The 22,589-nt window shown below is 37.0% G+C and carries 22 protein-coding genes and 2 tRNA genes; 6 read left to right on the top strand and 18 right to left on the bottom strand.

Going from position 1 to position 22,589, the window contains the following annotated elements:
- The 7 genes from ACJMLD_RS05445 to ACJMLD_RS05415 form a co-directional block, all read right to left on the bottom strand.
- Positions 1 to 749 (bottom strand): exodeoxyribonuclease III (locus tag ACJMLD_RS05445; protein ID WP_405268892.1); only part of this gene is annotated, 749 nt, incomplete at its 3' end.
- A gap of 405 nt (positions 750 to 1,154) precedes the next feature.
- Positions 1,155 to 1,550, bottom strand: coding sequence for a nuclear transport factor 2 family protein (locus ACJMLD_RS05440; RefSeq protein ID WP_405268889.1), 396 nt, complete (start codon positions 1,548 to 1,550; stop codon positions 1,155 to 1,157).
- A 9-nt stretch (positions 1,551 to 1,559) separates the two neighbouring features.
- Complete coding sequence (locus ACJMLD_RS05435; protein WP_405268886.1) at positions 1,560 to 2,099, bottom strand: acyltransferase; 540 nt, start codon at positions 2,097 to 2,099, stop codon at positions 1,560 to 1,562.
- Positions 2,100 to 2,251: 152 nt separating this feature from the next.
- Entirely contained in the window at positions 2,252 to 3,034 is a 783-nt protein-coding gene (locus ACJMLD_RS05430; RefSeq protein ID WP_405268883.1) for an ABC transporter permease subunit, read from the bottom strand.
- Positions 3,027 to 3,917, bottom strand: coding sequence for an ABC transporter ATP-binding protein (locus ACJMLD_RS05425; protein ID WP_405268880.1), 891 nt, complete (start codon positions 3,915 to 3,917; stop codon positions 3,027 to 3,029). The genes ACJMLD_RS05430 and ACJMLD_RS05425 overlap by 8 nt, the downstream gene beginning before the upstream one ends.
- A 32-nt stretch (positions 3,918 to 3,949) precedes the next feature.
- Positions 3,950 to 4,528, bottom strand: a complete 579-nt coding sequence (locus tag ACJMLD_RS05420) for a flavin reductase family protein (protein ID WP_405268877.1) — start codon at positions 4,526 to 4,528, stop codon at positions 3,950 to 3,952.
- A 59-nt stretch (positions 4,529 to 4,587) separates the two neighbouring features.
- Entirely contained in the window at positions 4,588 to 5,001 is a 414-nt protein-coding gene (locus ACJMLD_RS05415) for a winged helix-turn-helix transcriptional regulator (RefSeq protein WP_405268874.1), read from the bottom strand.
- A 104-nt stretch (positions 5,002 to 5,105) separates the two neighbouring features.
- On the opposite strand from ACJMLD_RS05415, the gene ACJMLD_RS05410 reads away from it, so the two are divergent.
- Positions 5,106 to 6,314, top strand: coding sequence for an MFS transporter (locus ACJMLD_RS05410; protein ID WP_405268872.1), 1,209 nt, complete (start codon positions 5,106 to 5,108; stop codon positions 6,312 to 6,314).
- 25 nt (positions 6,315 to 6,339) lie between these two features.
- Here the strand turns inward: ACJMLD_RS05410 and ACJMLD_RS05405 are convergent, their stop codons facing one another.
- From ACJMLD_RS05405 to ACJMLD_RS05395, 3 genes are all read right to left on the bottom strand, one after another.
- Complete coding sequence (locus ACJMLD_RS05405; RefSeq protein ID WP_405268869.1) at positions 6,340 to 6,894, bottom strand: flavodoxin family protein; 555 nt, start codon at positions 6,892 to 6,894, stop codon at positions 6,340 to 6,342.
- Positions 6,895 to 7,052: 158 nt separating this feature from the next.
- Positions 7,053 to 8,090: an aldo/keto reductase gene (locus tag ACJMLD_RS05400; RefSeq protein ID WP_405268866.1), complete on the bottom strand. Its 1,038-nt coding sequence runs from the start codon at positions 8,088 to 8,090 to the stop codon at positions 7,053 to 7,055.
- Positions 8,091 to 8,196: 106 nt separating this feature from the next.
- Entirely contained in the window at positions 8,197 to 8,637 is a 441-nt protein-coding gene (locus ACJMLD_RS05395) for a cyclophilin-like fold protein (RefSeq protein ID WP_405268863.1), read from the bottom strand.
- A gap of 113 nt (positions 8,638 to 8,750) precedes the next feature.
- Between ACJMLD_RS05395 and ACJMLD_RS05390 the strand changes: the two genes are divergently transcribed.
- The 5 genes from ACJMLD_RS05390 (at position 8,751) to ACJMLD_RS05370 (ending at position 15,128) form a co-directional block, all read left to right on the top strand.
- Positions 8,751 to 9,725 carry an alpha/beta hydrolase gene (locus ACJMLD_RS05390; RefSeq protein WP_405268859.1) on the top strand — a complete coding sequence of 325 codons (975 nt, stop codon included), beginning with the start codon at positions 8,751 to 8,753 and terminating at the stop codon, positions 9,723 to 9,725.
- A 53-nt stretch (positions 9,726 to 9,778) separates the two neighbouring features.
- A complete protein-coding gene (locus ACJMLD_RS05385; protein ID WP_405268856.1) occupies positions 9,779 to 10,342 on the top strand; it encodes a sugar O-acetyltransferase in 564 nt (187 codons plus the stop codon).
- Positions 10,343 to 10,787: 445 nt separating this feature from the next.
- Positions 10,788 to 11,681, top strand: a complete 894-nt coding sequence (locus ACJMLD_RS05380) for a PhoU domain-containing protein (protein WP_405268853.1) — start codon at positions 10,788 to 10,790, stop codon at positions 11,679 to 11,681.
- A 160-nt stretch (positions 11,682 to 11,841) separates the two neighbouring features.
- Entirely contained in the window at positions 11,842 to 13,092 is a 1,251-nt protein-coding gene (locus ACJMLD_RS05375; RefSeq protein WP_405268850.1) for a DUF3100 domain-containing protein, read from the top strand.
- Between the two features lie 278 nt (positions 13,093 to 13,370).
- Positions 13,371 to 15,128, top strand: a complete 1,758-nt coding sequence (locus tag ACJMLD_RS05370) for an MATE family efflux transporter (RefSeq protein WP_405268847.1) — start codon at positions 13,371 to 13,373, stop codon at positions 15,126 to 15,128.
- Between the two features lie 182 nt (positions 15,129 to 15,310).
- Here ACJMLD_RS05370 and ACJMLD_RS05365 read toward each other — a convergent pair whose 3' ends face one another.
- The 8 genes from ACJMLD_RS05365 to ACJMLD_RS05330 all read right to left on the bottom strand — a co-directional run bounded on the left by ACJMLD_RS05365 (position 15,311) and on the right by ACJMLD_RS05330 (position 22,588).
- Positions 15,311 to 16,747, bottom strand: coding sequence for a hypothetical protein (locus tag ACJMLD_RS05365; protein ID WP_405268845.1), 1,437 nt, complete (start codon positions 16,745 to 16,747; stop codon positions 15,311 to 15,313).
- A 227-nt stretch (positions 16,748 to 16,974) separates the two neighbouring features.
- Positions 16,975 to 17,898, bottom strand: coding sequence for a DUF1848 domain-containing protein (locus ACJMLD_RS05360; protein ID WP_405268842.1), 924 nt, complete (start codon positions 17,896 to 17,898; stop codon positions 16,975 to 16,977).
- Between the two features lie 25 nt (positions 17,899 to 17,923).
- Complete coding sequence (locus ACJMLD_RS05355) at positions 17,924 to 19,081, bottom strand: thiolase domain-containing protein (RefSeq protein WP_405268839.1); 1,158 nt, start codon at positions 19,079 to 19,081, stop codon at positions 17,924 to 17,926.
- A gap of 12 nt (positions 19,082 to 19,093) precedes the next feature.
- Positions 19,094 to 20,131 carry a hydroxymethylglutaryl-CoA synthase gene (locus tag ACJMLD_RS05350; RefSeq protein ID WP_405268836.1) on the bottom strand — a complete coding sequence of 346 codons (1,038 nt, stop codon included), beginning with the start codon at positions 20,129 to 20,131 and terminating at the stop codon, positions 19,094 to 19,096.
- A 146-nt stretch (positions 20,132 to 20,277) separates the two neighbouring features.
- Positions 20,278 to 20,351: transfer RNA gene (locus ACJMLD_RS05345), tRNA-Gly, on the bottom strand.
- Positions 20,352 to 20,360: 9 nt separating this feature from the next.
- Positions 20,361 to 20,434, bottom strand: a tRNA-Gly gene (locus ACJMLD_RS05340).
- Between the two features lie 53 nt (positions 20,435 to 20,487).
- Complete coding sequence (locus ACJMLD_RS05335) at positions 20,488 to 21,915, bottom strand: flippase (RefSeq protein ID WP_405268833.1); 1,428 nt, start codon at positions 21,913 to 21,915, stop codon at positions 20,488 to 20,490.
- A gap of 10 nt (positions 21,916 to 21,925) precedes the next feature.
- Positions 21,926 to 22,588, bottom strand: coding sequence for a class I SAM-dependent methyltransferase (locus tag ACJMLD_RS05330; protein ID WP_405268830.1), 663 nt, complete (start codon positions 22,586 to 22,588; stop codon positions 21,926 to 21,928).
- Position 22,589: the final 1 nt, after the last annotated feature.

Here is a 22,589-nt window from a genome sequence, read left to right as displayed (position 1 = left end):
CCGCATACGGGACATGAATTTAAGTCTAATACAATTGGTGCATGGTCAGAACCCATTTGGTCTTTTAGGATATATGAGTCAACCAATGTATTTTCAAAAGTGTTGGATACTAAAAAGTAGTCAAATCTATATCCTTTATTTGCTTCTCTAGCTCCTTTTCTGTTTGACCACCATGTGAAATTGTCTCCGTCTTTATGGAACTTTCTAAAGGCATCGACATATTTGGCCAATATCTCTTTAAACCATTCCTGCTCTTCTGGTAAGAACCCTGATTTTCCTTTAATGTTTTTAGGATTCTTTGCATCAATCTCGGCAGATATTCTGTTGAAGTCTCCGCAGATTATTGAAGGCTTGTTTGATTTGTAAACATATTCTGTGAACTCGTCGTAGAATCTGAATTTACAATCAAGTCTTTCAGGTGAGCTGGCACCTGATGGACAATAAACGTTATACAGATAAAAGTTTTCAAACTCCATTCTGATGACTCTACCTTCAGCATCAAATTCCTTATCGCCAAAACCTTTCCTGACAGAAAGCGGTTCAATCTTTGTATAAACAGCTGTTCCATATAGGTTAATCAGTTCAGATGCAGGATAGTTGTAAGAAATATAATTTTCAATTTCAGGTATTTCAGTTGACTTAACTTCTTGAAGACATAATATGTCAGGGTTTTGAGCTAGTATCTCTTCTAAAAAACCTTTTTCAAATATTGATTTAAGTCCATTAACATTCCATGATATAATCTTCATTGATATCGCTCAATATAATATTGTTGTTAATAACTTATGTTAGTTGATAAATTTATAATTAATGTGAAATTATCATTAACACATACCCACCAACTTAATGATTTTAGGTTTTTTATTTTATTTTCATTACAACATTTGTCATGTTCAATATAATTCTTAATTTTTATTATATTGAATAACTAATTGTAATAATTATTAAATAGCCAATCAAATTAACTCTCGTGAACATTTTTCCAAAAAATTAAATAACAACTTCAGATAAAATTTTATAACAAAGTTGATTGAAAAGTACGTGTAAGTGGTACGACTTTTTCATAAGTTTCAATATATCTGGGTTCTCTTACATCCTTTACATCACTAACATTGCTATTGTGGAGAATCCTGATTTTGAGCTTAAAACCAACTTTAGTTTTCCCATTTGCTCATATACCACTTGTTATCTATTTTTTCCATTGATTGAACGGAATGCAATGTCCATGTTCCTTTCATCCCATAAACTTTCGCATCAAGAGTCACATCCGCTTTGAGAATGGCTTTAGTCTCTTCCAATATTGTTATTTGTGGATTGTCGATGATTGATTTGTAATAGTTCAGCGTTCCGTCCATGATTTCATCAATGTATTCCTGCTTGGTTTGTGTTTTTCCGGACATGTGGGTTAATGTATAGCTTTCGCTCATGATTTCATCAAGTCTGACGGAATCCTTTTCTATCATTGCCATTTGAAATTCCATGAATCGCTCAAGCACTTCTTCTTGAGTTTTCGTGAAATCTTTTTTGTTTATAACTTCTACTTTTGTCATAATATCGCATTATTCCTGGAATTTGTCTTTATCTAGGGTTTTAACCACTTTTGCAGGCGCACCCACTACGACCGCATAGTCAGGAACGTCCTTGGTTACGATTGCACCGGCTCCTACAATCGCATATTTTCCGATAGTGACGCCCGGCAAAACGCTTGCTCCGGCACCGATCCATGCCCCCTTTTTAATCTTGATTTCATCACAGACAAGCACCTGCCTTTCGTATTCGTCATGATTGTTTGACAGCAATTGCACATTACCGGCAATCATTACATCATCCTCAATGATGATTCCCCCTCTTGCCATTGCAAGACAATTGTTATTGATAAACACATTGTTTCCAAGTTTCATCTTATTGAATGCCGCTCCTGCAAATGGCGCTGTTATTGTGCTGTTTTCTCCGATGTTGCCGTCAAGCAATTCGTTTAGCAGGTTCACATATTCTTCGGTAAAGGGTTCTGTGTGGTTGAATTTGAACAGCAATTTTGACTGTTTTATTGACAGCTCAAATTCTTCCGGTGTGATTTCATCTAGATTTACTCTTTCCATTTTGATTTCTCCTTTAATATTATTTTGTTGGTTGAAGCAATGGGACTCCTTCCCAGAGGCTCAATTCCTTAATTTCAAAAACATACAATATTATTCCGTCTGAAATATTTTGTTTTAATGATTGAAAAATTATTATTCACGTTTTTAACATGTTATAACGGCAGACTTTTCCTTTTAAACACTTCTATTCCTATAACGTACAATACTATTCCTATGGCTGCCAGAAGAATAAAATCACCAATATAATCGCTTCCGCTAATGATGTTTGACGTGTTGAATAATGTAGTCAAAGTAGCATATTTCAGGACTTCCAAGTCCTCTGAAATCTTAACAAGCAAGTTTATTATAAAGAAACACAGAGGTATTCCTCCACCGATGACAAGTGAAGTTTTGGAGCTGTTGAATATGCAGGATGCCGCAAAGCAAATGGAGCTTATTGCAAAGTGATACAGAAATGCACCGGCATTAAGCATCAAAAACGTGTCGATGTCCAGAGAGTCCGGCTGGACGATTTCGGCAACTGTTATCCCCACTATGCTTGCAATAATCCACATCAATGCCAATGACAATATCAGATAAAGGGCGCTGGAAACCACAATTTTGCCTCTGGATACTGGTGTGGACAGGTAATTTGCCATGCTGCCGTCATCCACTTTGGAAGCAATAAGATTATTGCCCACAATAATGGAATAAAGCATCGGGAACAGTATTGCCATAATGGCGTAAAACGAATTGGAGAGGAATTCCACAAAGGTATTTCCTGTTATTATATTTGAGGCGAATGTCCCATTGACTGCGGTTTCTATTCCACTCATTGATGTTGGGGTGAAAATATTGCATATCACTGTCAGAAAAGCACATAATATGGCAGTAAATCCCAAAAACAACAACAAATTTGATTTGATGGTCTGTTTAAGATATGGAATGCTAATCATCAGCATCACCTTCATAGAATTTCATGAAGTATTCCTCAAGGGACTCCTCCTTTTCTTTGAGATATGCCAGATTGCAGGTCGACAAATCCCTAATGAACCTGTTGATATCATTATCGTTTATTGTTATGATTGTTTCATCATTGTTTAAATTGGCTTCGGGGTACAATTCCATTATCCTATTTGCATCATCATCATTTTTAAACCTTAAAATGTAGGTTTTCTCTTCATTATTTCTCAAACTGCTCATTTCAAGTTCCTTGATTAGATTCCCATTTTTGACTATGCCTACCCTGCCACATACCTTGCTGATTTCTTCGAAAATATGCGATGACATGAAGATGGTTTTCCCCTTTTGCTGTTCCTTTCTGACCAGTTCTATGAATCTTTCCTGCATCAATGGGTCCAGCCCGCTTGTAGGCTCATCAAGAAGAATCACTTCGGGATCATGCATGAATGTGGCTACGATAGCTATTTTCTGCTTCATCCCTTTGCTCATCTTTTTAATGTTTGAATTTGGATCGATTTCAAAATATTCAAGCAGTTCCTCTGCATAATCAAAGGATTTCATTTTCCTCATTTTTGAAATCAGCTTTAGATACTGAAGCCCTGTCATGTCATTTGGAAGCGAAATCTCGCCCGCCAAATATCCGATATTTTCCTTTATTTTTACCTGTTCTGTCCATGAATCCAAACCATTGACTGTGATGCTCCCGTTGTCCGGTTTGATGAATCCCATGACATGCCTCATTGTTGTAGATTTTCCAGCCCCATTGGGTCCAAGAAAACCATATACCTCCCCTTTTTTGATATTTATGGTCAAATCAAATATTCCCCTGTGATTGCCATAATCTTTTGTCAGATTGTCAATTTTAATCACAGACATAATAACACCTCACAACACCCTTTGTCCAACACCTATTTTCTAAACTTCAAACCTACTTTAAATGCCTTTGCTATTCGATTGCCAAATTCATAATAGCTATGAGTCACATCATCAAACACAACTGGATTTAGCTTTTCAGGGATTATCCTGCTTTTTTCATCCAAAACATCCTCATCTGCCTGGACATTAACTATTTCGCCAGTGATTTGGGTGTGGCTTCCAACTTCTGCAACATGAATTACCTTGCATTCAAGAGAAACCTTGAATTCATTAATGATTGGTGCGTTGACCATTTCTGCATCCGTATATGTGAAATTCACATCTTCTATTTTGTTGGTATCATAACCTGATGCAATGCCCATATAATCTATTTCGGCCACATGCTCAAGGCTCGGAAAACCCAAGCAAAATTCCTTAGAATAATGGATGCTTTTAAGGGTTTTTCTCTTTAATGTCGTGTTGATAGCTATCATTACTGCCGGAGGACGATGAGAGCACATTGTGGCAAAAGCGAGTGTGCAGCAGTCAGCATTGCCTTCTTCATCATACGCTGATGCAACTACGGCTGGAGCGGGATACATCATTGAGCGTGGTTTCAGATTTACTTTCATATTAATATCTATTCATTTCCTATTTAATAAAGGAGAACATTGCAAATAAGAAATTGAAATTAAGCTATTTCCAAAATTTCCTTATACATCTCCTTCAAGTCATCCTTTTCATAATCTGAATAAAACTCATTGTCCTCATCGTTTTCGATTGCAAACAAAAGCAATTCATAAAATACCCTGTTGAATGACCTTCCCTTATCCGTTAGAAAATACTGGGTATTTCTGGAATCGTTTTCATCAATGACTTTATATATCAAACCGTTATTTTCCATCGTTTTAAGGCATCTTGACAGTGATTTGTTGTCCAATGACTTTCTGTTTGCCTTAAATTCATTGAAACGGCTTTTTCCTAAAAACAAATCCCTTAAGATATGAAGAGTCCATTTGTTGCTTAAATATTTGACGGCCTCTTCAACAGGATTTCTTTCATATTTCCGCTCATAATATTCCAATTTCCTTGGATTTAAAGTCATGTTAATTAATATATGAGTTCAACAATTTAATTTTTCCTCAAATGACATTGATGCCACCTTATCTTTAAATAGTGAAATTATGAAATAGCTAATCAAGTGATAATATGGAAAACAATGATTCGGTGAAAATGACAACATTCCTGGCAGTTCTATTTGCCATATGCTCAGGTTTGGCAATAGGCAACCTGTACTGGGCTCAGCCTTTATTAGTGGCAATAATGGAAGGTTTCGGCCTGCCTGCAGCCAATGGAGGATTGCTGGTTACCGCAACCCAAATCGGTTATGCAAGCGGCATCCTATTGATTGTGCCGTTGGGAGACTACGTTAGACGAAAAAGATTGATTACAATAGTGATGGGCCTAACCGTGCTGACCCTGATTTCCTGTGCGCTATCCCCATCCTTCATGATACTGTTACTGTCCCTGTTCTGCATGGGCATTGTCACAATATCAGGACAGGTCATACTGCCTTTGGCGGGGGATTTGAGCAGCCCTGAAGAGCGCGGAAGAATTGTTGGAATAGTGTCCTCAGGAATAACGACCGGAATACTGTTTTCAAGGTTTGCAAGCGGGATTCTTGCAGGATTATGGGGATGGAGATCAGTTTATGTCATTGCAGCCATTCTAAACCTGATTATGGTATTGGTAATCATTTACGTTCTTCCCGAAATTCCACAGAAAAACAAGCTCAAATCCTATAATGGACTAATTGCAAGTGTATTTACAAGCTTTAAGCGGTATAATGTGCTTCCCAAGATACTGCTGCACAGCGGATTGATATTCGGCCTGGCATTCAACATGTTCTGGACATCCTTGACCTTCCTATTGTCCGGAGATCCCTTCAATTACGATACTTTCCAGATAGGCCTAGTAAGTCTGGCGGGACTTACGGCGGCAGTATTTGGAGTTGGCCTTGGAAAACTGCAGGATAAAGGCTTAAGCGTGCCGGCATTGGGAATATTTGTTTTGACAAGCGCAATTTCAATGGTTTTGGGATTGATATTCAAGGAATCCATAATAGCCATAATCATTATTGCAGGAGTCTTTTCAATAGCCGTGCAGGGAGTGTCCGTTTTGGCCCAGGCAAGACTGTTCAACCTGTCAAATGAAGAGCGCAGCAGACTGAATACAGTATTTGTAGTCAGTAATTTCATTTTTGGAGCCATTGGAAGTGCACTGGCATCACTTTTATGGTCCTTGGGTTCCTGGGAATATGTCATGGCCGGATCAACAGCCATATCAGTGATAGCCTTGATGGTTTGGTTATGGTCTAGACAATCCTTCAATGAAATGGATGAAAAATCAGTAGTTTAAAATAAAAAAAATAAATGTTGGGTAATTATATGATGTTTTTACCCACTTCTTTTGCTTTTTCAAGTTGGTCTTCTTTTTCCTGAATCTCACCAGGAAGCATATTGCCTCCTAAAGCAATTATGTCTCCTGTTTGGAACCCTAAAGCTCCAAATGCCTGCATTTGAGTATTCAATGAACTTTCAAAGGCTTCCAATGGCGCACCGCCGTTGGTTGTGATAATTGATACCTTTTTGGTTGAGAACAGTTTAGCAAACTCCTCATTTCCGAAGTAGCAGTACAATCTGTCGATGACTGCTTTAGCCTGTGCTGTTACATCAAAGAAATAGATTGGGCTTGCCAGAATGATGCCGTCGGCCTCTTCAATCTTTTTGTAGATATCCGCCATATCATCGTTCAATCCACATTCGCTGTTGTTTGCCTTACAGTAATTGTCCGCCTGACAAGGAGAGATGGTTAAAGGATTTACATCAATGATTTCTGTTTCTGCCCCTTTTTCTGCTGAAGCTTCCAAAGCGGCTTCAAGGGCAAATCTCACATTACTGTTTTCTCTTGGACTTGTATTTATTCCCAAAACTTTCATGATAATACCTCAATTAATATTTTAATCAAATTATTTAAAATAGATTTTGTATTGAAGAAGTAACCAAAACCGTTTGAATTCCACAAGGACTATTGGTTAATGCAATAAATTCTGAAATGCATGAATGGAACTACTTAATCTGTATGGGTCAATATATTTCAAATCGCTTTGGTATGCTTGGCCCATACCTTATCGTCATCACCTGCGGTAACCTTATTGTCTGCCATGACCCCAACAAGGTCATGTGCAACATATGGCTCCTCCAGATAACCAATATCATCATTGGACAATTCCAGATCCACTGAATTGACAGCACCCTCAACATGATGTGTTTTGGTGGCCCCGACAATAGGGGAAGTCACCTTGGTCAAAAGCCAGGCCAGAGACACTTCAGTCATTGAAACGCCATAATTCTGTGCCAGTTCGTCAACCCTTTTGATTATCTCCAAATCCTTGGATTCGTTTGACTCGTATTTCAGTTTGGCATAGAAATCCTCATTGAGCCTTTTTGATTCGACACCGGGAAGCCTTGAAAGCCTTCCTGAAGCAAGCGAACTGTAGGGGGTTGTTGCAATGTTATCTGTTTTACAAAGCGGAATCATTTCACGCTCCTCTTCTCTGAAAATCAGATTGTAATGGCCCTGAACAGAGACGAATTTGGCAAATCCTTCAGATTCTGCAAGCACATTTGCCTTTGCAAGCTGCCATGCAAAACAGTTTGAAATGCCAATGTATTTTACCTTTCCCTCATCTATGACCTCATTCAAGCCTTCGAGAATGTCATACATTGGAGTATTATAGTCCCACATGTGATAGATATAAAGGTCAATGTAGTCAAAGCCCAAATTTTCAAGGCTCTTTTCAACAAAATTGTGAATGTGCCTTTGGCCTGAAATATTGTTTTTGATTTCCTCTTCAGATCTCGGCAGAAATTTGGTTGCAACGACAATATCATCCCTTACGACATTTTCCCGTATTGCCTTTCCCAGGTACTGCTCTGAAGTTCCGTTTTGATAGCCTATAGCAGTATCGAAAAAGTTTATTCCACTGTCTAGCCCCTGAGTGATGATTTCAATGGATTCCCTTTCGGGTAATGTCCAGGTATGCATTCCGTTATTCGGGTCTCCAAATCCCATGCAACCCATACAAACCTTACTGACCTTCAAATCCGAATTTCCCAACTTAACATATTTCATATTACCACACAACAGTATTTAATTAAATAAAGGAAATTATTTCATTTCCATTTCCCATATCATTTAAGGTTATTTGATAATCCAAATGATTAAAATCAACTCATATCTATTTTAAACTTAGCTCCAAGACCACATCTCCGGCGCCCAAAATATCTTTTAGCTGATTTGAATCAGCATTTTGTATTTTGCCTATTTTTGTGTAGCTCCATGAGTGTGAATCGTAAAATAATGATATCTGATTTCCCTGATACAGCACAATGTCTCCCGGAGAGGTATTGATGTTTTCATCGTTTGTCGGGAGAGTGAAACCCAAATTCCCAACCTTTTCAAAATTTCCATAGTCTGTTGCATTTACAGTGACATTGCTTTTCTCCAATACCTTCAACAGTTCCTGTGTTGCGGAATTGTTTTCCAACTTAACATCAAAGACATCATCATTTATTTTTATTTTAATCATATTATCATCCATATCCTTTGCACCGGCTGGAGATAAAGCAATCAAAGTTAAAATCATAATGATTAAAGTGATTTTTTTAAATAAAAACATGTTAACTCCACATTATTTTTTTATATTTGAATTTATATATAATACTATATTTATTGTTGGCAAGTGCAACATTTTAAATATTTTGTTTAAGAAACTGACATCAAGTGATAATCATGAAATGTGAAAATTTAGTACTGACAGAAGAATGGGACAAGGTCTTTGACAAATCCGACAAGGTGCACCATGAAAAAGTAACATTCATAAACCGTTACGGAATAACATTGGCTGCAGACTTATACAAACCATTGGATGCCGATGGTAAGTTGCCGGCCATTGCATGTGCAGGACCATTCGGTGCGGTTAAGGAACAGGTTTCAGGGCTATATGCACAGACATTAGCTGAAATGGGATTTTTAACAATAGCTTTTGATCCATCATTTACCGGAGAAAGCGCAGGCGAACCACGCTTCATGGCATCCCCAGACATCAACACCGAGGATTTCCAGGCTGCAGTAGACTTTTTGGCAACCAATGACGAAGTGGACCCAGATAAAATCGGAATCTGCGGAATCTGCGGATGGGGAGGAATGGCATTGAATGCAGCATCCTTAGACACCCGTATCAAAGCTACAGTTACATCTACAATGTACAACATGACCCGCCAAATTGCAAAGGGATACTATGATGAAGCGGATAATGCCGATGCAAGATATGAAATGAAAGTTGCCCTGAACAATCAGAGAACCGAAGACTACAAAAATGGTGAATATGCAAGAATGGGAGGAGTGGTTAAAGAAGTCACTGACGATTTGCCTCAATTCGTAAAGGACTATCATGACTTTTACATTGAAGAGTTAGGCTACCATCCAAGATCTCCCGGCTCAAATGACGGATGGAACATGACCGGCTGCATGTCATTCATTTCACAGCCTATAATTGCATACTCCGATGAGATCAGGTCAGCCGTCTTAATAATTCACGGTGAAAACGCACACTCCAGATATTTCTCAGAAGACGAATTCGCCAAATTAACCGGAGACAACAAGGAACTGATGATTATACCTGATGCGGTTCACACCGATTTGTATTATAAAACAGATGTGATTCCATTTGAAAAAATTGCAGAGTTTTACCGTGAAAATCTATAATTAGTTTTTAAACTAACTTAATTATTTTGTTAGGAAAAATTATAGTGATTATTATGAAAAGCATTTTTGAAAGAGAACTCGCAGGAGAGGTAATCTCAACCGATGACCTCGAATATGAAAAAATATTGAACATTATCTTGGAAACCATGAACATCTGCCGTGAACTGAACAGCGGAATTCACACAGCAGAGGAAAATCTAGAATATCTAAGCAAAATAATCGGAAAGGAAGTGGATGAATCAGTGTTTTTCATGCCGCCATTCTACGTTGACTACGGGAAAAACATAACAATAGGAAAAGGCGTTGTAATCCAGCAACTATGTACATTCATGGACCGTGGAGGAATAACAATTGAAGACGGGGTTTTCATAGCTCCAAAAGTGAACTTGACTACCTTAAACCACGATTTCAACCCAGAAAACAGAAGTGCGACAATTGCAAAACCTATCCACATCAAGAAAAACGCATGGATTGGAATAGCTTCAACAATACTTCCTGGAGTAACAATCGGGGAAAATTCAATAGTTGGAGCGGGAAGCGTAGTTACAAAAGACGTTCCCGACAATTCCATAGTTGCCGGAAATCCCGCCAAATTCATTAAAAGAATTGATGAATAACAGCTCATCAATCTTTTATTTTTTTAAATATATTATTTAAAACAGCGAAATATGCTCTTTTTTTAGTTTACTGTGTAACTTTAACATCAACTCGATTTTACTATTTGAATCATATTTTAAACAGCAGCATGGAAATCTTTTTTTGATAATGTTTTTGAAATGCAATAATTCTTTCAATGCAACCATATTGAAACTCCCATGTCCTTTTATTTCGTTTAAATAAATTTTCATTATTTTTTATTCCCATTATCTGAAATCCTGATTTTTGGAATATGCTTTTCATCCAATATCATTCACTTATTGTGAATAAAAATTCACATTTTAGCAAACTTTAAATAGTCCAAAATCATTGTTCTTATTATATGCAAATATGGAAATGTTTGCATTCACAATAAAATTTCTTTGAAGTTAATTTTTTAAAATTAATTGATGGAGATGATTTTTAATGGCGCGGAGCGATAAGACTTTAGAAGATATTTTAGATGTTATTTTTTATGATAAACCGGCTACTCAAGATGAAATTGCTGAAAAATTAAAAATCAGTCGTAGATATGTTACTCAATTGCTTAAACCATTAATTGAAGAAGACATTGTCAAAAGGGCTTATGTCATCGATTTGAATAAATATGATGAAATATATGGTTCTTCAAACACCATTTTCAATATCAAACAACATTCAGCCTTTTTTTTAATTGAAAACATGCTAAGCAGCATGAGCGAACACGTTAAAAAACAGGTTCAGATGTCTTTTGATGCTATTCTGAATAATGATAAGGAATTAGCCGAAGAAGCTTTAAAACTGGATTTTACCACAAATAATATGTATGAAAAAGTTCGTGCCTCTGTCGAAACTATCATTGATGTTGATCCCCATTCCAAACTTTCTAAAATTTTATTATTCAGCGAAGCTGCATACAATTATGAACGCATTGGAGATTATTCAGGCCATATTGCCAAATTTGTCATTAATGAGAAGTCTCCCGTCGATGATGAACTTTTAGAGATATTAAAAAAAATGCATAAATATACACAAAAATCAATTTCATATGCAACTGATGCTTTTATCAATGGTAATATCGAATCACGTGGAAATTTGAAGGATACAGAAGAAAAAATTCATGAAACTCAACAAAAAGCTATGAATCTTATCGCTAATCAAATGGTTGAAACTTCTTTTGAGGATATTGAAATGTCTAATTATTATATCTACATATCACGTGTAGTGAAATCATTCGAAAGAATGGGCGATATCTCAGTGGAAATTATGGATTTGGCCGCTGAATTTCATAAGGATATTCCAAGACCAACAACTCCACGTTCATTTAGAGAAAAAATTTAAAAGACAATGACAAATTTCTTTTCTTTTAGGAGGAGATTTTATATCAGATAATAAACCACAAGAGACCTTTAGGGGAAAAACTGATAGGGCAATAAAGAAACGACCCCCATGGAAGGAATATAACCTGCACATAGTTTGTTTTGTTCTAGTTGCCATTTCAATGGCCATTGGAGTTAAAGAGATTAGAATCACTGATACCATAAGTGTTTTATTATTGCCTTTGATATATGCTTTAATTATGGGTTTGGCCCTCTTTTTAGCAAAACCTATAAAGTTTGTAGGTAAAAAGCAATCAAAAGTAGCTGAAGGAGCCATGGTTTTATTTATAGGTGTTTTAATTGCCAAATTAGCAATTTCAAGCGGACAATCTATTGATATTATTTTTAATGTCGGCCCTGCCTTGATCTTACAGCTTTTGGGGGATTTAGGTACTCTTATAGCATTGCCTGTTGCTTTGCTTTTAGGATTTAGAAGAGAAGTAATCGGTATGGCAAGTTCCATTTGCCGTGAACCTAACTTGGGAGTCATTATTGACAAGTATGGTTTCAAATCCCCTGAGACTCGGGGAGTTTTAGCCATTTTTGTTATAGGATCCATTATCGGCACTCCGTATATCAGCTTTTTGTCAAGCATAAGCATTTCACTCATACCTTACCATCCATATGCCTTTGCAATGGCTTCAGGTATAGGAAGTGCAAGTATGAATGCTGCAGCGTTGGTTCCATTGGTGCATATGTACCCTGCTATGGCTACCCAATTGGAGGCCTTTGCGGGATGCAGTAACATTCTTTCATTTTGTTTGGGCATTTACATGTGCATATTCGTTTCCTTGCCTCTTGCAGAAAAATTGTATAAATGGCTATCTCCAATCATAGGCAAAGGTGAGGGGAAAACCATTGATGACGAATATGCTATTGAAGGAGTAAAAGACGACAAATATGCCACTTCTGAGGATTTAAGTTCAGGTAAGATTGAAAGATGGGCCACTTTCCTTGTACTGTTCTCAATCATTGTCACAGTTGGAAATTTCATAGGTTACCATACTCCTTTGCTTGATGTATTCATTGGAATGCTGATCATTTCAATTATTACCCTTATCGGAATGTGCCTTGAGAGGATAATTCCATGGGATATCCCATCAATCATTTATATAAGTTTAATTGGTATTTTTTTAGCCATTCCGGGAGTTCCAACCTCAGACATCATAATTCCTTATGTTTCCCAAATTGAATTAACTACAATCTGCACTGCATTTTTAGCATATGTCGGTATTGCAATCGGTAACGATTGGGAAGAGTTTAAAAAGATTGGTTGGAAAGGAATCATTATAGCAATAATTGTAATTTCCGGAACTTACCTTGGTTCTGCAAGTATTGCAAATCTGGTTTTATTTGTAACCGGCATGATTTAAAAAATCAATTTTTTCATTATTTAAAACTAAAAAAAGGCATATCCACTATCCTCTTTAAAACAACTTTTTTAAGTTAAAACGAATATTTTCAATGCAAAAGATAAAATATATTCGCGCCACACAAAGGCTTTCAAAAAATATTATATAAAACTGAAAACTTTTTAATCGGGAAAATTAAAAATAAGCTTATAATAAAATCGTATTAGTCTATTTGTATGACTTTAGAATACCAAATTATGAGATTTTGATAAGATTCTTGTAAGAAATTGGTGTTGCATATGGAAGCCAAACTGGAAAGAAAATATACTTTTTTACAAAACAAATATAATGAGCTGCTATTGCCCACATTTTTAATGGTGATGTCTGAAAAGGTCTGTGCGGTAATCGATGTGATTATCATAGGTTTCATATTAGGCTCTGCGCAATTATCAGTGATTAATTTGGCATCCCCAATGATCTACATTACGGGCATATTCTATATTTTATTTGGTCAGGGAGGTAACCTGCTGGCGTTAAGGGCCCAATCACGGCTGGAACATGAAAAGGCGAATTTCTATTTTACCATAGCAATTTTAGGAATTTGTCTGGTGTCCATAATATACATTCTTATAATATTCCTTTTCGTTGACAACATATTGATGTTTTTCAATACTCCCGCAGAGATTTTTGACCTCAGCAAAGAATATCTATTGATGCTGATGTTTTATTTCCCGCTGAATTGTTATATCCTGGTCATTTCATTTTTCATTCGTTCAGACGGATTTCCAAAAATGCCTTTCTATGCAGTATTGTTAGCAAATATCCTAAACATATTCTTTGACATATTATTTTTGAAAGGATTGAATTTGACAATTGCATATACAGCTTTGGCATCCGTATTGGGATATCTTGCCGGTGCAATCTATGTTTCAACATACCTATTCAAGAAGAAAGGTTCCTACAGATTAATCCCGCTGGCCAGATACAAACTCAATGAGATAATTCTTTCAATCAAGGAATTCATGCTCAATACGCCGGAAGTTATCGGAAAAATATTTTTCGCCCTGAAAATGAGCGTGTTGACATACTTATGTTCCACATATCTGGGCGTTGCAGGACTTCTGGCATTTTTAGTATATGACAACAGCGAAACTTTCGTCTACATATTTCTATCGGGAATCATGAAAACCATGTCTCCAATTGTAACTGTTCTTCATAAGGAGAATGATGCTGAGGCTGTGCGATACATTATCCTACATTCAATGAGGCACGTGTTATTCATTTCCGTGCCGGTAAGCATATTATTATTCATCTATCCTGAAATATTGCTGAAATTATTCAATGTTGTTGATCCCCATCATGCCCAAGTGGTTTCTTTGGCCATACGCATAACCGCCTTTTCCCTTGTTGGCCGCTGCATGTCATATCTTTTGGCAAATTATGCCCAAGCAATTGAACAGAATAAGATTTCATCCGTTATTACATTTTTAGAGGAATTTTTATTTGCAGTTGTCGGTGCGTTAATATTGACAAGGATAATCGGCGGAATAGGCATCTGGATTTCAATAATTATGGCTGAATGTATACCTGTAATAATATACTTCATTTACACGATTCGACTTAGAAACAGCTACAAGGACAAGATCAACCGATTTTTCATGATTCAAAATTCAAAGCTAATCACATGGACATATAACAGGGAAAGTGAGGGCAATGTCGACAAATATCTCGATGAAGAATCCGAGGAAATATTGCTCTGCATAGAAAAATACATGAAAGAGGATTCGGTGACCATTTCAAATTCGATAGCCGACATATGCAACGACATTTTTGAAAAAACCGATATCGATGACATAGACATTACAATCAGGCTAATGGATGAGGACCTTTATATTGCATTAACTACGGATGGAACGATATATAACCCATTTTCAAATGAGGGTCTGATGAAATCAGCCAATATGGCAAAGCTATCCAAAATGAACTGTAGATTTGACTATGATGAAATATTGGGATTCAACAAATCATATATCCGAATAAATTATAAAAGTTTTTAGTTTAAATATTAATAATTAATTGAAAATTTAATTAGAAAGGTAGTATGCAAGAGTCCGAAATCTGGACAGCAGAGTCCATTATGATGAAAAAAAATTTTACATTCCAAAAATAAATGTGCACCTGACTGTGCAATTCATCGACAACTTAAAAGAATACGAGGTATTCTTGGATTTAAGGTAAATTACCTCTTTTTCTTATATATCATGCCTAAAATAACCATTAAACATAAAATTATGGCTATAATTGGGAGTGAATTTGAATTAATGTTTTTTATTGTGGATTCAACAGGTTGCCTATTAACTTGGGAAATGTTATTAACTATACTATTATTGTCATCCACACTTGCCTTAACAGTATTCGCTTTAATATTAATGCCATCCACACTTGCCTTAACGGTATTTGCTTTAACAGTATTTAAAATATTATCCTCTACATCATTAGAATAATCATCTGACGTATCATTTGGATTTAAATGGTGCGTATTATTTTCAATCAGTTCGTATACGATTCCCTCTTCCATTTTACTTTTACAGAAATGCAAATAGCTTACCTGAAAATAATTTAAAATCACCTTTGCAATAATAATTCCGGGGATTAATGTAGTGATTCTGCTAGAATCTACATTAGACATTATTCTATAGGTTTCGGTAGTGTTTTTTAAGAGCTTGTTTAATGTCGAATCAACCATTGATACTGGGATAGCATCAGTATCATCATCAATTTCGCCCAAATATATCAACAATTTTTTAAATGTGTAAATGGCTCCTCCGTTTCCGTATAAATCATATATGGGCAGAGAAGTAGTGATTTTGAGTTTATTCAATTCCATTATCACCCTATTTTGGATATTTGTCATTTCACTTTCATTAGGAAATATTGAACTGATATATTCATTATAACAGGCCAATGATCCAATAGGCATAGATTTTTCTATAACTGGATTTTTGTTTGCAAAAATAGTAATCTGGCAACTTCCGCCACCAATTTCCACAAGCAATCCATCATCAGTTGCTAAATCCATGCGTTTTACTGCATTGAATCCCATATATGCTTCCTCTTCCCCAGTTAATACATGTAAATCAATGCCTAAACTGTTTTTTACAGCGGTTACAACTTCACCACTATTCCCAATATTTCTTAAACTTGCAGTTGCGAAATAATATTTAATATCAACATTTTTTGAATTCATCTTTTTATCATAATCATTGAGGATTAATATAAGTTGATTGATTCCATCTTCAGTCAATACATTATTTTTTTTATATTTGGCTATAACAGAATCTTTATTTTCAGCATATACCTGTTTGATTTTACCGTTATCTTCCTTATAGATATTGAGTGACAGACTGTTAGATCCAACATCAACAATCCCATATAAACTATTAGTATCTTTTATATGTGGAGAAGATAGATTATCTGAATTATTGCCTTCATAAGACAAAGGTTCGCTTTGAATATCTGAACTTCCAACATAATCATTTTCTATACTTAAACTGACATTATCATCATAGTTAATATTTTGGCTTATAACGGTTCCATTATCGTCAACTGCGGCAACACATGATAATGAGCATATTATGAAAATAATAATCATAATATAAGTTGCTTTAAATTTCATAAATGTCCCCACTATCTTAATGTAATAAAATAAACATTCTTATAATAAATAATATCAATTAACATAATTTATAAATTTTTCATTATATTTTTAATCAGTTTGAACCTTTCGGGTTTTGTCATGATGTTAAAAAATGTAAATGTATATTAAAGAATCCAATATACAGCATTAAACAGTAAGACAAAAAGTATTATGAGAACAATAATTGATAATTATTAAAAAAATTTCTAAAATAATTTCTGTTGAAAATCGATATAGCTAGGCTCCTTAACTTCCTTTACAACATCCCTATCATTAATATTGCCAATCAATAGTGAAGAATCAGGATTATGAATCTTTTGATTTCGTTTAACCAACTTCATATTGGCATTTGCATAACAATATCTACATCCATGCAAACAGGTATTATATGCTCCGATATCCCTTCCGAATACACAGTCACATTCGCGAATATTGTATTTTCCTTTAGGAATCTTTAGATTATTCCCGATAGCCTTTTCGATTACCTGCTTGGTCATGCACCCTGATGAGTCAAATCCGAACTGATCTAAAAGAGTGCCTTCAACACATGTTTTCATCTGAATATCATATTCCTTGGCAATTCTAGAGAAATTTTCACCAATGATTAATCTTTCCTCGGTTGTTACCTCTTTTGCTTCGGGAAAATTCCTTAAAACCTTCTGATACAAATCAATGAAACTGATTGTGCAGTCATTAGTGTAATGGGATAATTCAGATGCCATCTCCTCAAATTTTTCAATGTGAAAATCAAGAGAGTACTTTTCCGTTACAAAAATCGGGTCATATCTCCAGGATACTTTGTTAACGCCTAACTCTTCAGATAGCTCCTTAAAAGATTTCATTACATTTCTAAAGCCAGGAACATTAACTTCAACATCTTTATCGTAAGGGTTTATTGTCACAAACCAGAATTGGCTAAAATCATTTAACTTATCAATGTTTCTTAAAATCGGCTTTGGATTTTTTGTGCAGAAGCACAAGCAGTCAATAATTTTAGGATCCAAAGGATATCTGTAAATATCATTATTATAGGGATTTCTGGTACAGACAAAACCTTCATCGATTCTATTCAAGAACCATTTACTAAAAAAAGCTGGAATATCTGTTTTTGTACCAGTATTGATTATCATAAAAAAAAGAAAAAGTAAAAGAGATTTATAAATCTCTTCCGAAAATGTGTACTGCTGCAGTACCACCGGTTCCTCCAATGTTGTGGGTCATACCGATTTCTGCACCATCCACTTGTCTTCCGCCTGCTTCTCCTCTAAGCTGCCATACGATTTCAGCAGCTTGAGCAATACCTGTAGCGCCTAATGGGTGTCCACGAGCCTTAAGACCACCGGATGAGTTGATTGGGAAATCACCATCGATTTCAGTTTGACCTTCTTCAATAGCTATTCCTCCTTTACCCTTTTCGGCAAATCCTAAGTCTTCAACCGCCAATAGTCCGTTGATTGAGAAACAGTCGTGCACTTCAGTCACGTCAATGTCCTTTACTGTAACTCCTGCCATTTCATAAGCTTTTCTGGATGCGACCTTTGTGGATTCAATGGTAGTGATATCTTTTCTATCGTGTAAGGTCAAGGTTCCAGAAGCCTGTGCAGAAGCCTTTACATAAATTGGAGTATCAGTGTATTTTCTTGCATCTTCGGCAGGCACCATTACAACCGCCGCTGCCCCGTCACTTACCGGAGAGCAGTCAAGGAGTGTCAATGGATCAGCCACCATAGTTGAGTTGATTACCTTATCAACTGTTACTTCAAATGGGAACTGAGCATTTGGGTTTTTGGCAGCATTCTTATGGTTCACTACTGAAAACTGTGCCAATTGCTCACGGGTCGTTCCGTATTCATACATGTGCCTTTTTGCAATCATTGCATACAATGACGGGAAGGTAGCGCCTTGCTGTGCTTCCCATTCCTGATCGGATGCAGTGGCAATAGCTGGAGTGGCGTCAACCACATCAGTCATCTTTTCCACACCTGCGGAAATTACAACATCATGGAATCCTGATGCGACTGCCATGATTCCTTGCCTTAAGGCCAAACCACCTGATGCACAAGCAGCTTCAACTCTTGTGGCTGGGATAGGATTAAGACCAACGTGGTCTGAAATCAAAGCGGCAATGTGTTCCTGTTCTACAAACAGTCCTGAGGACATGTTTCCAACAAACATCGCTTCAATGTCGTCACCATCAATGCCTGCATCAACCAATGCCTTTACACCGGCTTCGGCAATCAAATCTCTGAATGATGAATCCCATAATTCACCGAATTTTGTCTGTGAAACTCCGATAATCGCAACATCTCTCATATTCAAGCCCCCTTACATTTTAATTTTGCCTTTGAATTTAGCATAAACAGCATAGTCGACATAAGTCTTTTGATCAATTATGTCCTGTGTTTTTGGAGCTAATTCTCTTCTTTCTACAATCTCATCTTTTACGGTTATTGTGAAACCGTCACTTCCGGCACCTGATCCGTAGGAGATGACAAATATGTTGTCACCAGGTTCAGCAACATCCAATATATTGGACAATGCCAAAGGAACAGCACCGGAATAGGTGTTTCCGATATTAGGAGTGAGCAATCCTTGCTTGATTTGCTCTGATGTGAATCCTAATTTCTTACCTGCCCTCAGGTAGAATTTACCGTTTGGCTGGTGGAAACAAGCATAATCATAATCTTCAGGTTTTGAATCAGTTTCTTCGAACAGCATTTTTGCAGCACTCAATACATGCTTGAAGTAAGCTGGCTCTCCTGTAAAACGACCACCGTGGGACGGGTAGTCCTGTCCTTCCCTTCTGTAGAAGTCAGGAGTGTCTGTTGTGAAACTGCATGTGTGATTAATATCAGCTATTGTATTTTCCTTTCCAATAATGTAGGCAGCACCACCGGCGGATGCGGTGTATTCCAATGCATCACCAGGAGCTCCTTGTGAAGTGTCAGCACCAATAGCAAGTGCATATTCAACCATATCGGACTCAACTAAACCCATGGACATTTGAATGCCTGCGGTTCCTGCCTTACAGGCGAATTCCAAATCGGCTGCAGTCAATTTAGGGGTTGCGCAAACCGCTTCGGCAACAATTGAAGCTGTTGGCTTTACTGCATATGGATGTGATTCTGAACCGACATAGACGGCACCAATCTTTGATGGGTCAATTTGAGCTCTTGCCAGAGCATATCTGGCAGCAGTAACTGCAATAGTTGCAGTGTCTTCATCAGGAGAAGGAACGGATTTTTCATTAACGACCAATCCGTTTGATAAGGCTACAGGGTCATCTCCCCATACCTTTGCAATTTCCTCTACCTTAATTCTATATGAGGGTACGTGCGCCCCATATCCTACTATTCCTACCATTAAATCACCTTAAATTATAATCTTAAACGATAATTAAAAATTAATTTAATTATTACTATTATATTTCTATTATTATATAAAATTAACTAAAAATGGAGTATTTTTTAAACAAAATAAGTATTTTAAAAAAAGAATTTATATCAGGATGCAGTCGCCGGGATTCGAACCCGGGTTGTAGGCTTGGAAGGCCCAAGTAATAACCAGACTATACCACGACTGCATAAAAAAATGCGGCGTCCGGGATTTGAACCCGGGTCTCTAACGTGGCAGGCTAGAGTCTTAACCAGGCTGGACTAACACCGCATAAAAATAAACAACAAATAAACTTATGTTTTGATAATATATAAATCTTTGCATCAACGCCCAAGGATTTGTTTAACTATAAGTTTGTCTTCCTGATCAAATGTCTGAAGCAAAATGATTGCACCGAAGTATACGACTATAGATACTGCCATAGCTACCCACATATTCAAATTGAGGGCATATAAGACAATTCCTAGGATTAAGGATGCTGTACAGATCTTCAAGATGTCATAAACCAAGTGCCTGTCAGGAAGCTGGCCGATTTTCCTAATCATGTACAACTCTAAAATCAAGATGAGTATTTCGCTTAGAACAGTTGCGACTGAAGCGCCGTAGACTGAATATTTCGGAATCATGAACAGGTTCAATATAACGTTGAACACAGCTGCAATCGAATAGATTTTTGTAACTGAATACTCCTCATGTGATGCGTTCAACACAAGGGAGCATGCCCCATTGATGAACAGGAAACATACCGTCCAAATCAAAATCTGCAGGACTCCTCCGGCTTCACCGAATTCGGCTCCGTAGATTGCAATGATTTGATAGCCATAAAATGAAGTGAATACTGCTATCGGAATTGTAACCAGGGACAGGTATTTGATTGACTTTACAAAGCTGAGGTTGAGCATGTCCTTCTCGCCCTGAAACAGCTTGCTCATTACAGGAAAGATTACCGCAGAGTAAATTGTATAGAATAGCGCAAGAACGCTTATGAGCTTATAGGCCGAATTGTAAAGACCTGTATCGTAAGTGGACGCGAATTGGGTAATCATGACAATGTCGATTGAGTAGTATATTGTGTAGAAAAGCCCAGTCAATGCGAATGGGATTCCCGCCTTGATGAGGACCTTATAGAATCTGAAATCAAATGTCAGCCTTGGCTTTATGATATGCTTTCTGATTGCATATATCGCATAGAGCAGTGCGATGAAATTCGCCAGGATATAAGCAAAGGCAATACCCAAAAGGCCGTAATCGGTTACAATGACAAGAATGATGAATATCAGTGTTAGTGAATTTATTATAATATTTGTAATGGCCTGATACTTGATTTTCTCGTGAGCCTGAAATGATGAGAAAAACACATCATGATATGTCTTGATTAAATACTCGAATGCGAACAGCAAACATATTCCTATGACATAACGGTTCCAGCCAAGGAAGAGCGCAGCCAAAACGACTATAGCCAAATAGAATATGGCCAAGAATATCTTAAGTGATAACGTATTGTTCAAGTACTTGTCCTCATTTTCGAAATCCGTCGAGATTGCTCTTACAAGATATGTGAAGATACCGAAGGTGGCGAATACCCCGAATATTGTTGAAAATGAAACTGCAGTACCGAAGATACCGTAATCTGACGGTCCAAGATACCTTGCAGTCAGGATAGTCCAGACAAATGCAAAGACACTGGTCAGTATCTGGGAAACCATAAGCCAGCTCATGTTTGCAAATATCGTTTTCACTTTGTTAGCCATTTATATTACCTTAAATCTTTCTTGCGGTTATGCAAATCCAATCGTTCTCATCATCGATGTATGCCTTAAAATCCTTAAATCCTGTCTTTTCAAGAGATTCCCTCAAGACGTCCTCCGAATAGATTTTCATGTCCAGAAGCTCTACCAGGTCATCGAATTTTTCCATTTCGCCTTCCCTGTAGACCGCTTCATTGCAGAAGAATACCAGACCGTCCCTTTTGAGAACCCTGTTGACTTCCTTCAGGTCGTTGATGAAGTCCGGCCAGAAATAGATTGTCTCAAAGCCAGTTACGATGTCAAAGGTCTCATCGTAGAATGGCATGTCCGAAACTGAAGCCTGCAGGACATTGACATTTCCGTTTTCGATGGCTTTCCTGTTCAAATCAATGGACTTTTCAACGCTTACCTCGGAATAATCGATTCCGACAACCCTGCCGTTATCTGAAATCTGTTCGGCAAATCTCTGGATGTTTCTTCCTCCGCCGCATCCGATGTCCAATATTTTGCTGTCCTCATTGATTTCGAAATGGCTTACGCCCCATTGTGCCATTGCCTCATGGGACCTGTTCATCCTGTCCAGTATCTGATGGCCCAAATCCCCAACGGGCTTTCTGGCATTTCTTATAAGTTCCTTATCTTCAATGTGATGACCTGTGTTTACCTTATCATCCATA

It is taken from the genome of Methanobrevibacter sp. (genome assembly GCF_045112895.1).
Lineage (GTDB): Archaea > Methanobacteriota > Methanobacteria > Methanobacteriales > Methanobacteriaceae > Methanocatella.
The sequence above is the reverse complement of the archived record's forward strand: the minus strand, read 5'-3'. Positions and strand labels throughout refer to the sequence as shown.

Excerpts from the sequence above, each read along its gene's own strand:
- ACJMLD_RS05400 (WP_405268866.1), bottom strand. The coding sequence starts at position 8,090 with ATGAAATATGTTAAGTTGGGAAATTCGGATTTGAAGGTCAGTAAGGTT.
- ACJMLD_RS05405 (WP_405268869.1), bottom strand. The coding sequence starts at position 6,894 with ATGAAAGTTTTGGGAATAAATACAAGTCCAAGAGAAAACAGTAATGTG.
- ACJMLD_RS05440 (WP_405268889.1), bottom strand. The coding sequence starts at position 1,550 with ATGACAAAAGTAGAAGTTATAAACAAAAAAGATTTCACGAAAACTCAA.
- ACJMLD_RS05390 (WP_405268859.1), top strand. The coding sequence starts at position 8,751 with ATGAAATGTGAAAATTTAGTACTGACAGAAGAATGGGACAAGGTCTTT.
- ACJMLD_RS05395 (WP_405268863.1), bottom strand. The coding sequence starts at position 8,637 with ATGTTTTTATTTAAAAAAATCACTTTAATCATTATGATTTTAACTTTG.
- ACJMLD_RS05420 (WP_405268877.1), bottom strand. The coding sequence starts at position 4,528 with ATGAAAGTAAATCTGAAACCACGCTCAATGATGTATCCCGCTCCAGCC.
- ACJMLD_RS05430 (WP_405268883.1), bottom strand. The coding sequence starts at position 3,034 with ATGATTAGCATTCCATATCTTAAACAGACCATCAAATCAAATTTGTTG.
- ACJMLD_RS05425 (WP_405268880.1), bottom strand. The coding sequence starts at position 3,917 with ATGTCTGTGATTAAAATTGACAATCTGACAAAAGATTATGGCAATCAC.
- ACJMLD_RS05355 (WP_405268839.1), bottom strand. The coding sequence starts at position 19,081 with ATGAGAGATGTTGCGATTATCGGAGTTTCACAGACAAAATTCGGTGAA.
- ACJMLD_RS05335 (WP_405268833.1), bottom strand. The coding sequence starts at position 21,915 with ATGGCTAACAAAGTGAAAACGATATTTGCAAACATGAGCTGGCTTATG.
- ACJMLD_RS05365 (WP_405268845.1), bottom strand. The coding sequence starts at position 16,747 with ATGAAATTTAAAGCAACTTATATTATGATTATTATTTTCATAATATGC.
- ACJMLD_RS05375 (WP_405268850.1), top strand. The coding sequence starts at position 11,842 with ATGGCCATTGGAGTTAAAGAGATTAGAATCACTGATACCATAAGTGTT.
- ACJMLD_RS05380 (WP_405268853.1), top strand. The coding sequence starts at position 10,788 with ATGGCGCGGAGCGATAAGACTTTAGAAGATATTTTAGATGTTATTTTT.
- ACJMLD_RS05360 (WP_405268842.1), bottom strand. The coding sequence starts at position 17,898 with ATGATAATCAATACTGGTACAAAAACAGATATTCCAGCTTTTTTTAGT.
- ACJMLD_RS05350 (WP_405268836.1), bottom strand. The coding sequence starts at position 20,131 with ATGGTAGGAATAGTAGGATATGGGGCGCACGTACCCTCATATAGAATT.
- ACJMLD_RS05435 (WP_405268886.1), bottom strand. The coding sequence starts at position 2,099 with ATGGAAAGAGTAAATCTAGATGAAATCACACCGGAAGAATTTGAGCTG.
- ACJMLD_RS05415 (WP_405268874.1), bottom strand. The coding sequence starts at position 5,001 with ATGACTTTAAATCCAAGGAAATTGGAATATTATGAGCGGAAATATGAA.
- ACJMLD_RS05330 (WP_405268830.1), bottom strand. The coding sequence starts at position 22,588 with ATGGATGATAAGGTAAACACAGGTCATCACATTGAAGATAAGGAACTT.
- ACJMLD_RS05370 (WP_405268847.1), top strand. The coding sequence starts at position 13,371 with ATGGAAGCCAAACTGGAAAGAAAATATACTTTTTTACAAAACAAATAT.
- ACJMLD_RS05410 (WP_405268872.1), top strand. The coding sequence starts at position 5,106 with ATGGAAAACAATGATTCGGTGAAAATGACAACATTCCTGGCAGTTCTA.
- ACJMLD_RS05385 (WP_405268856.1), top strand. The coding sequence starts at position 9,779 with ATGAAAAGCATTTTTGAAAGAGAACTCGCAGGAGAGGTAATCTCAACC.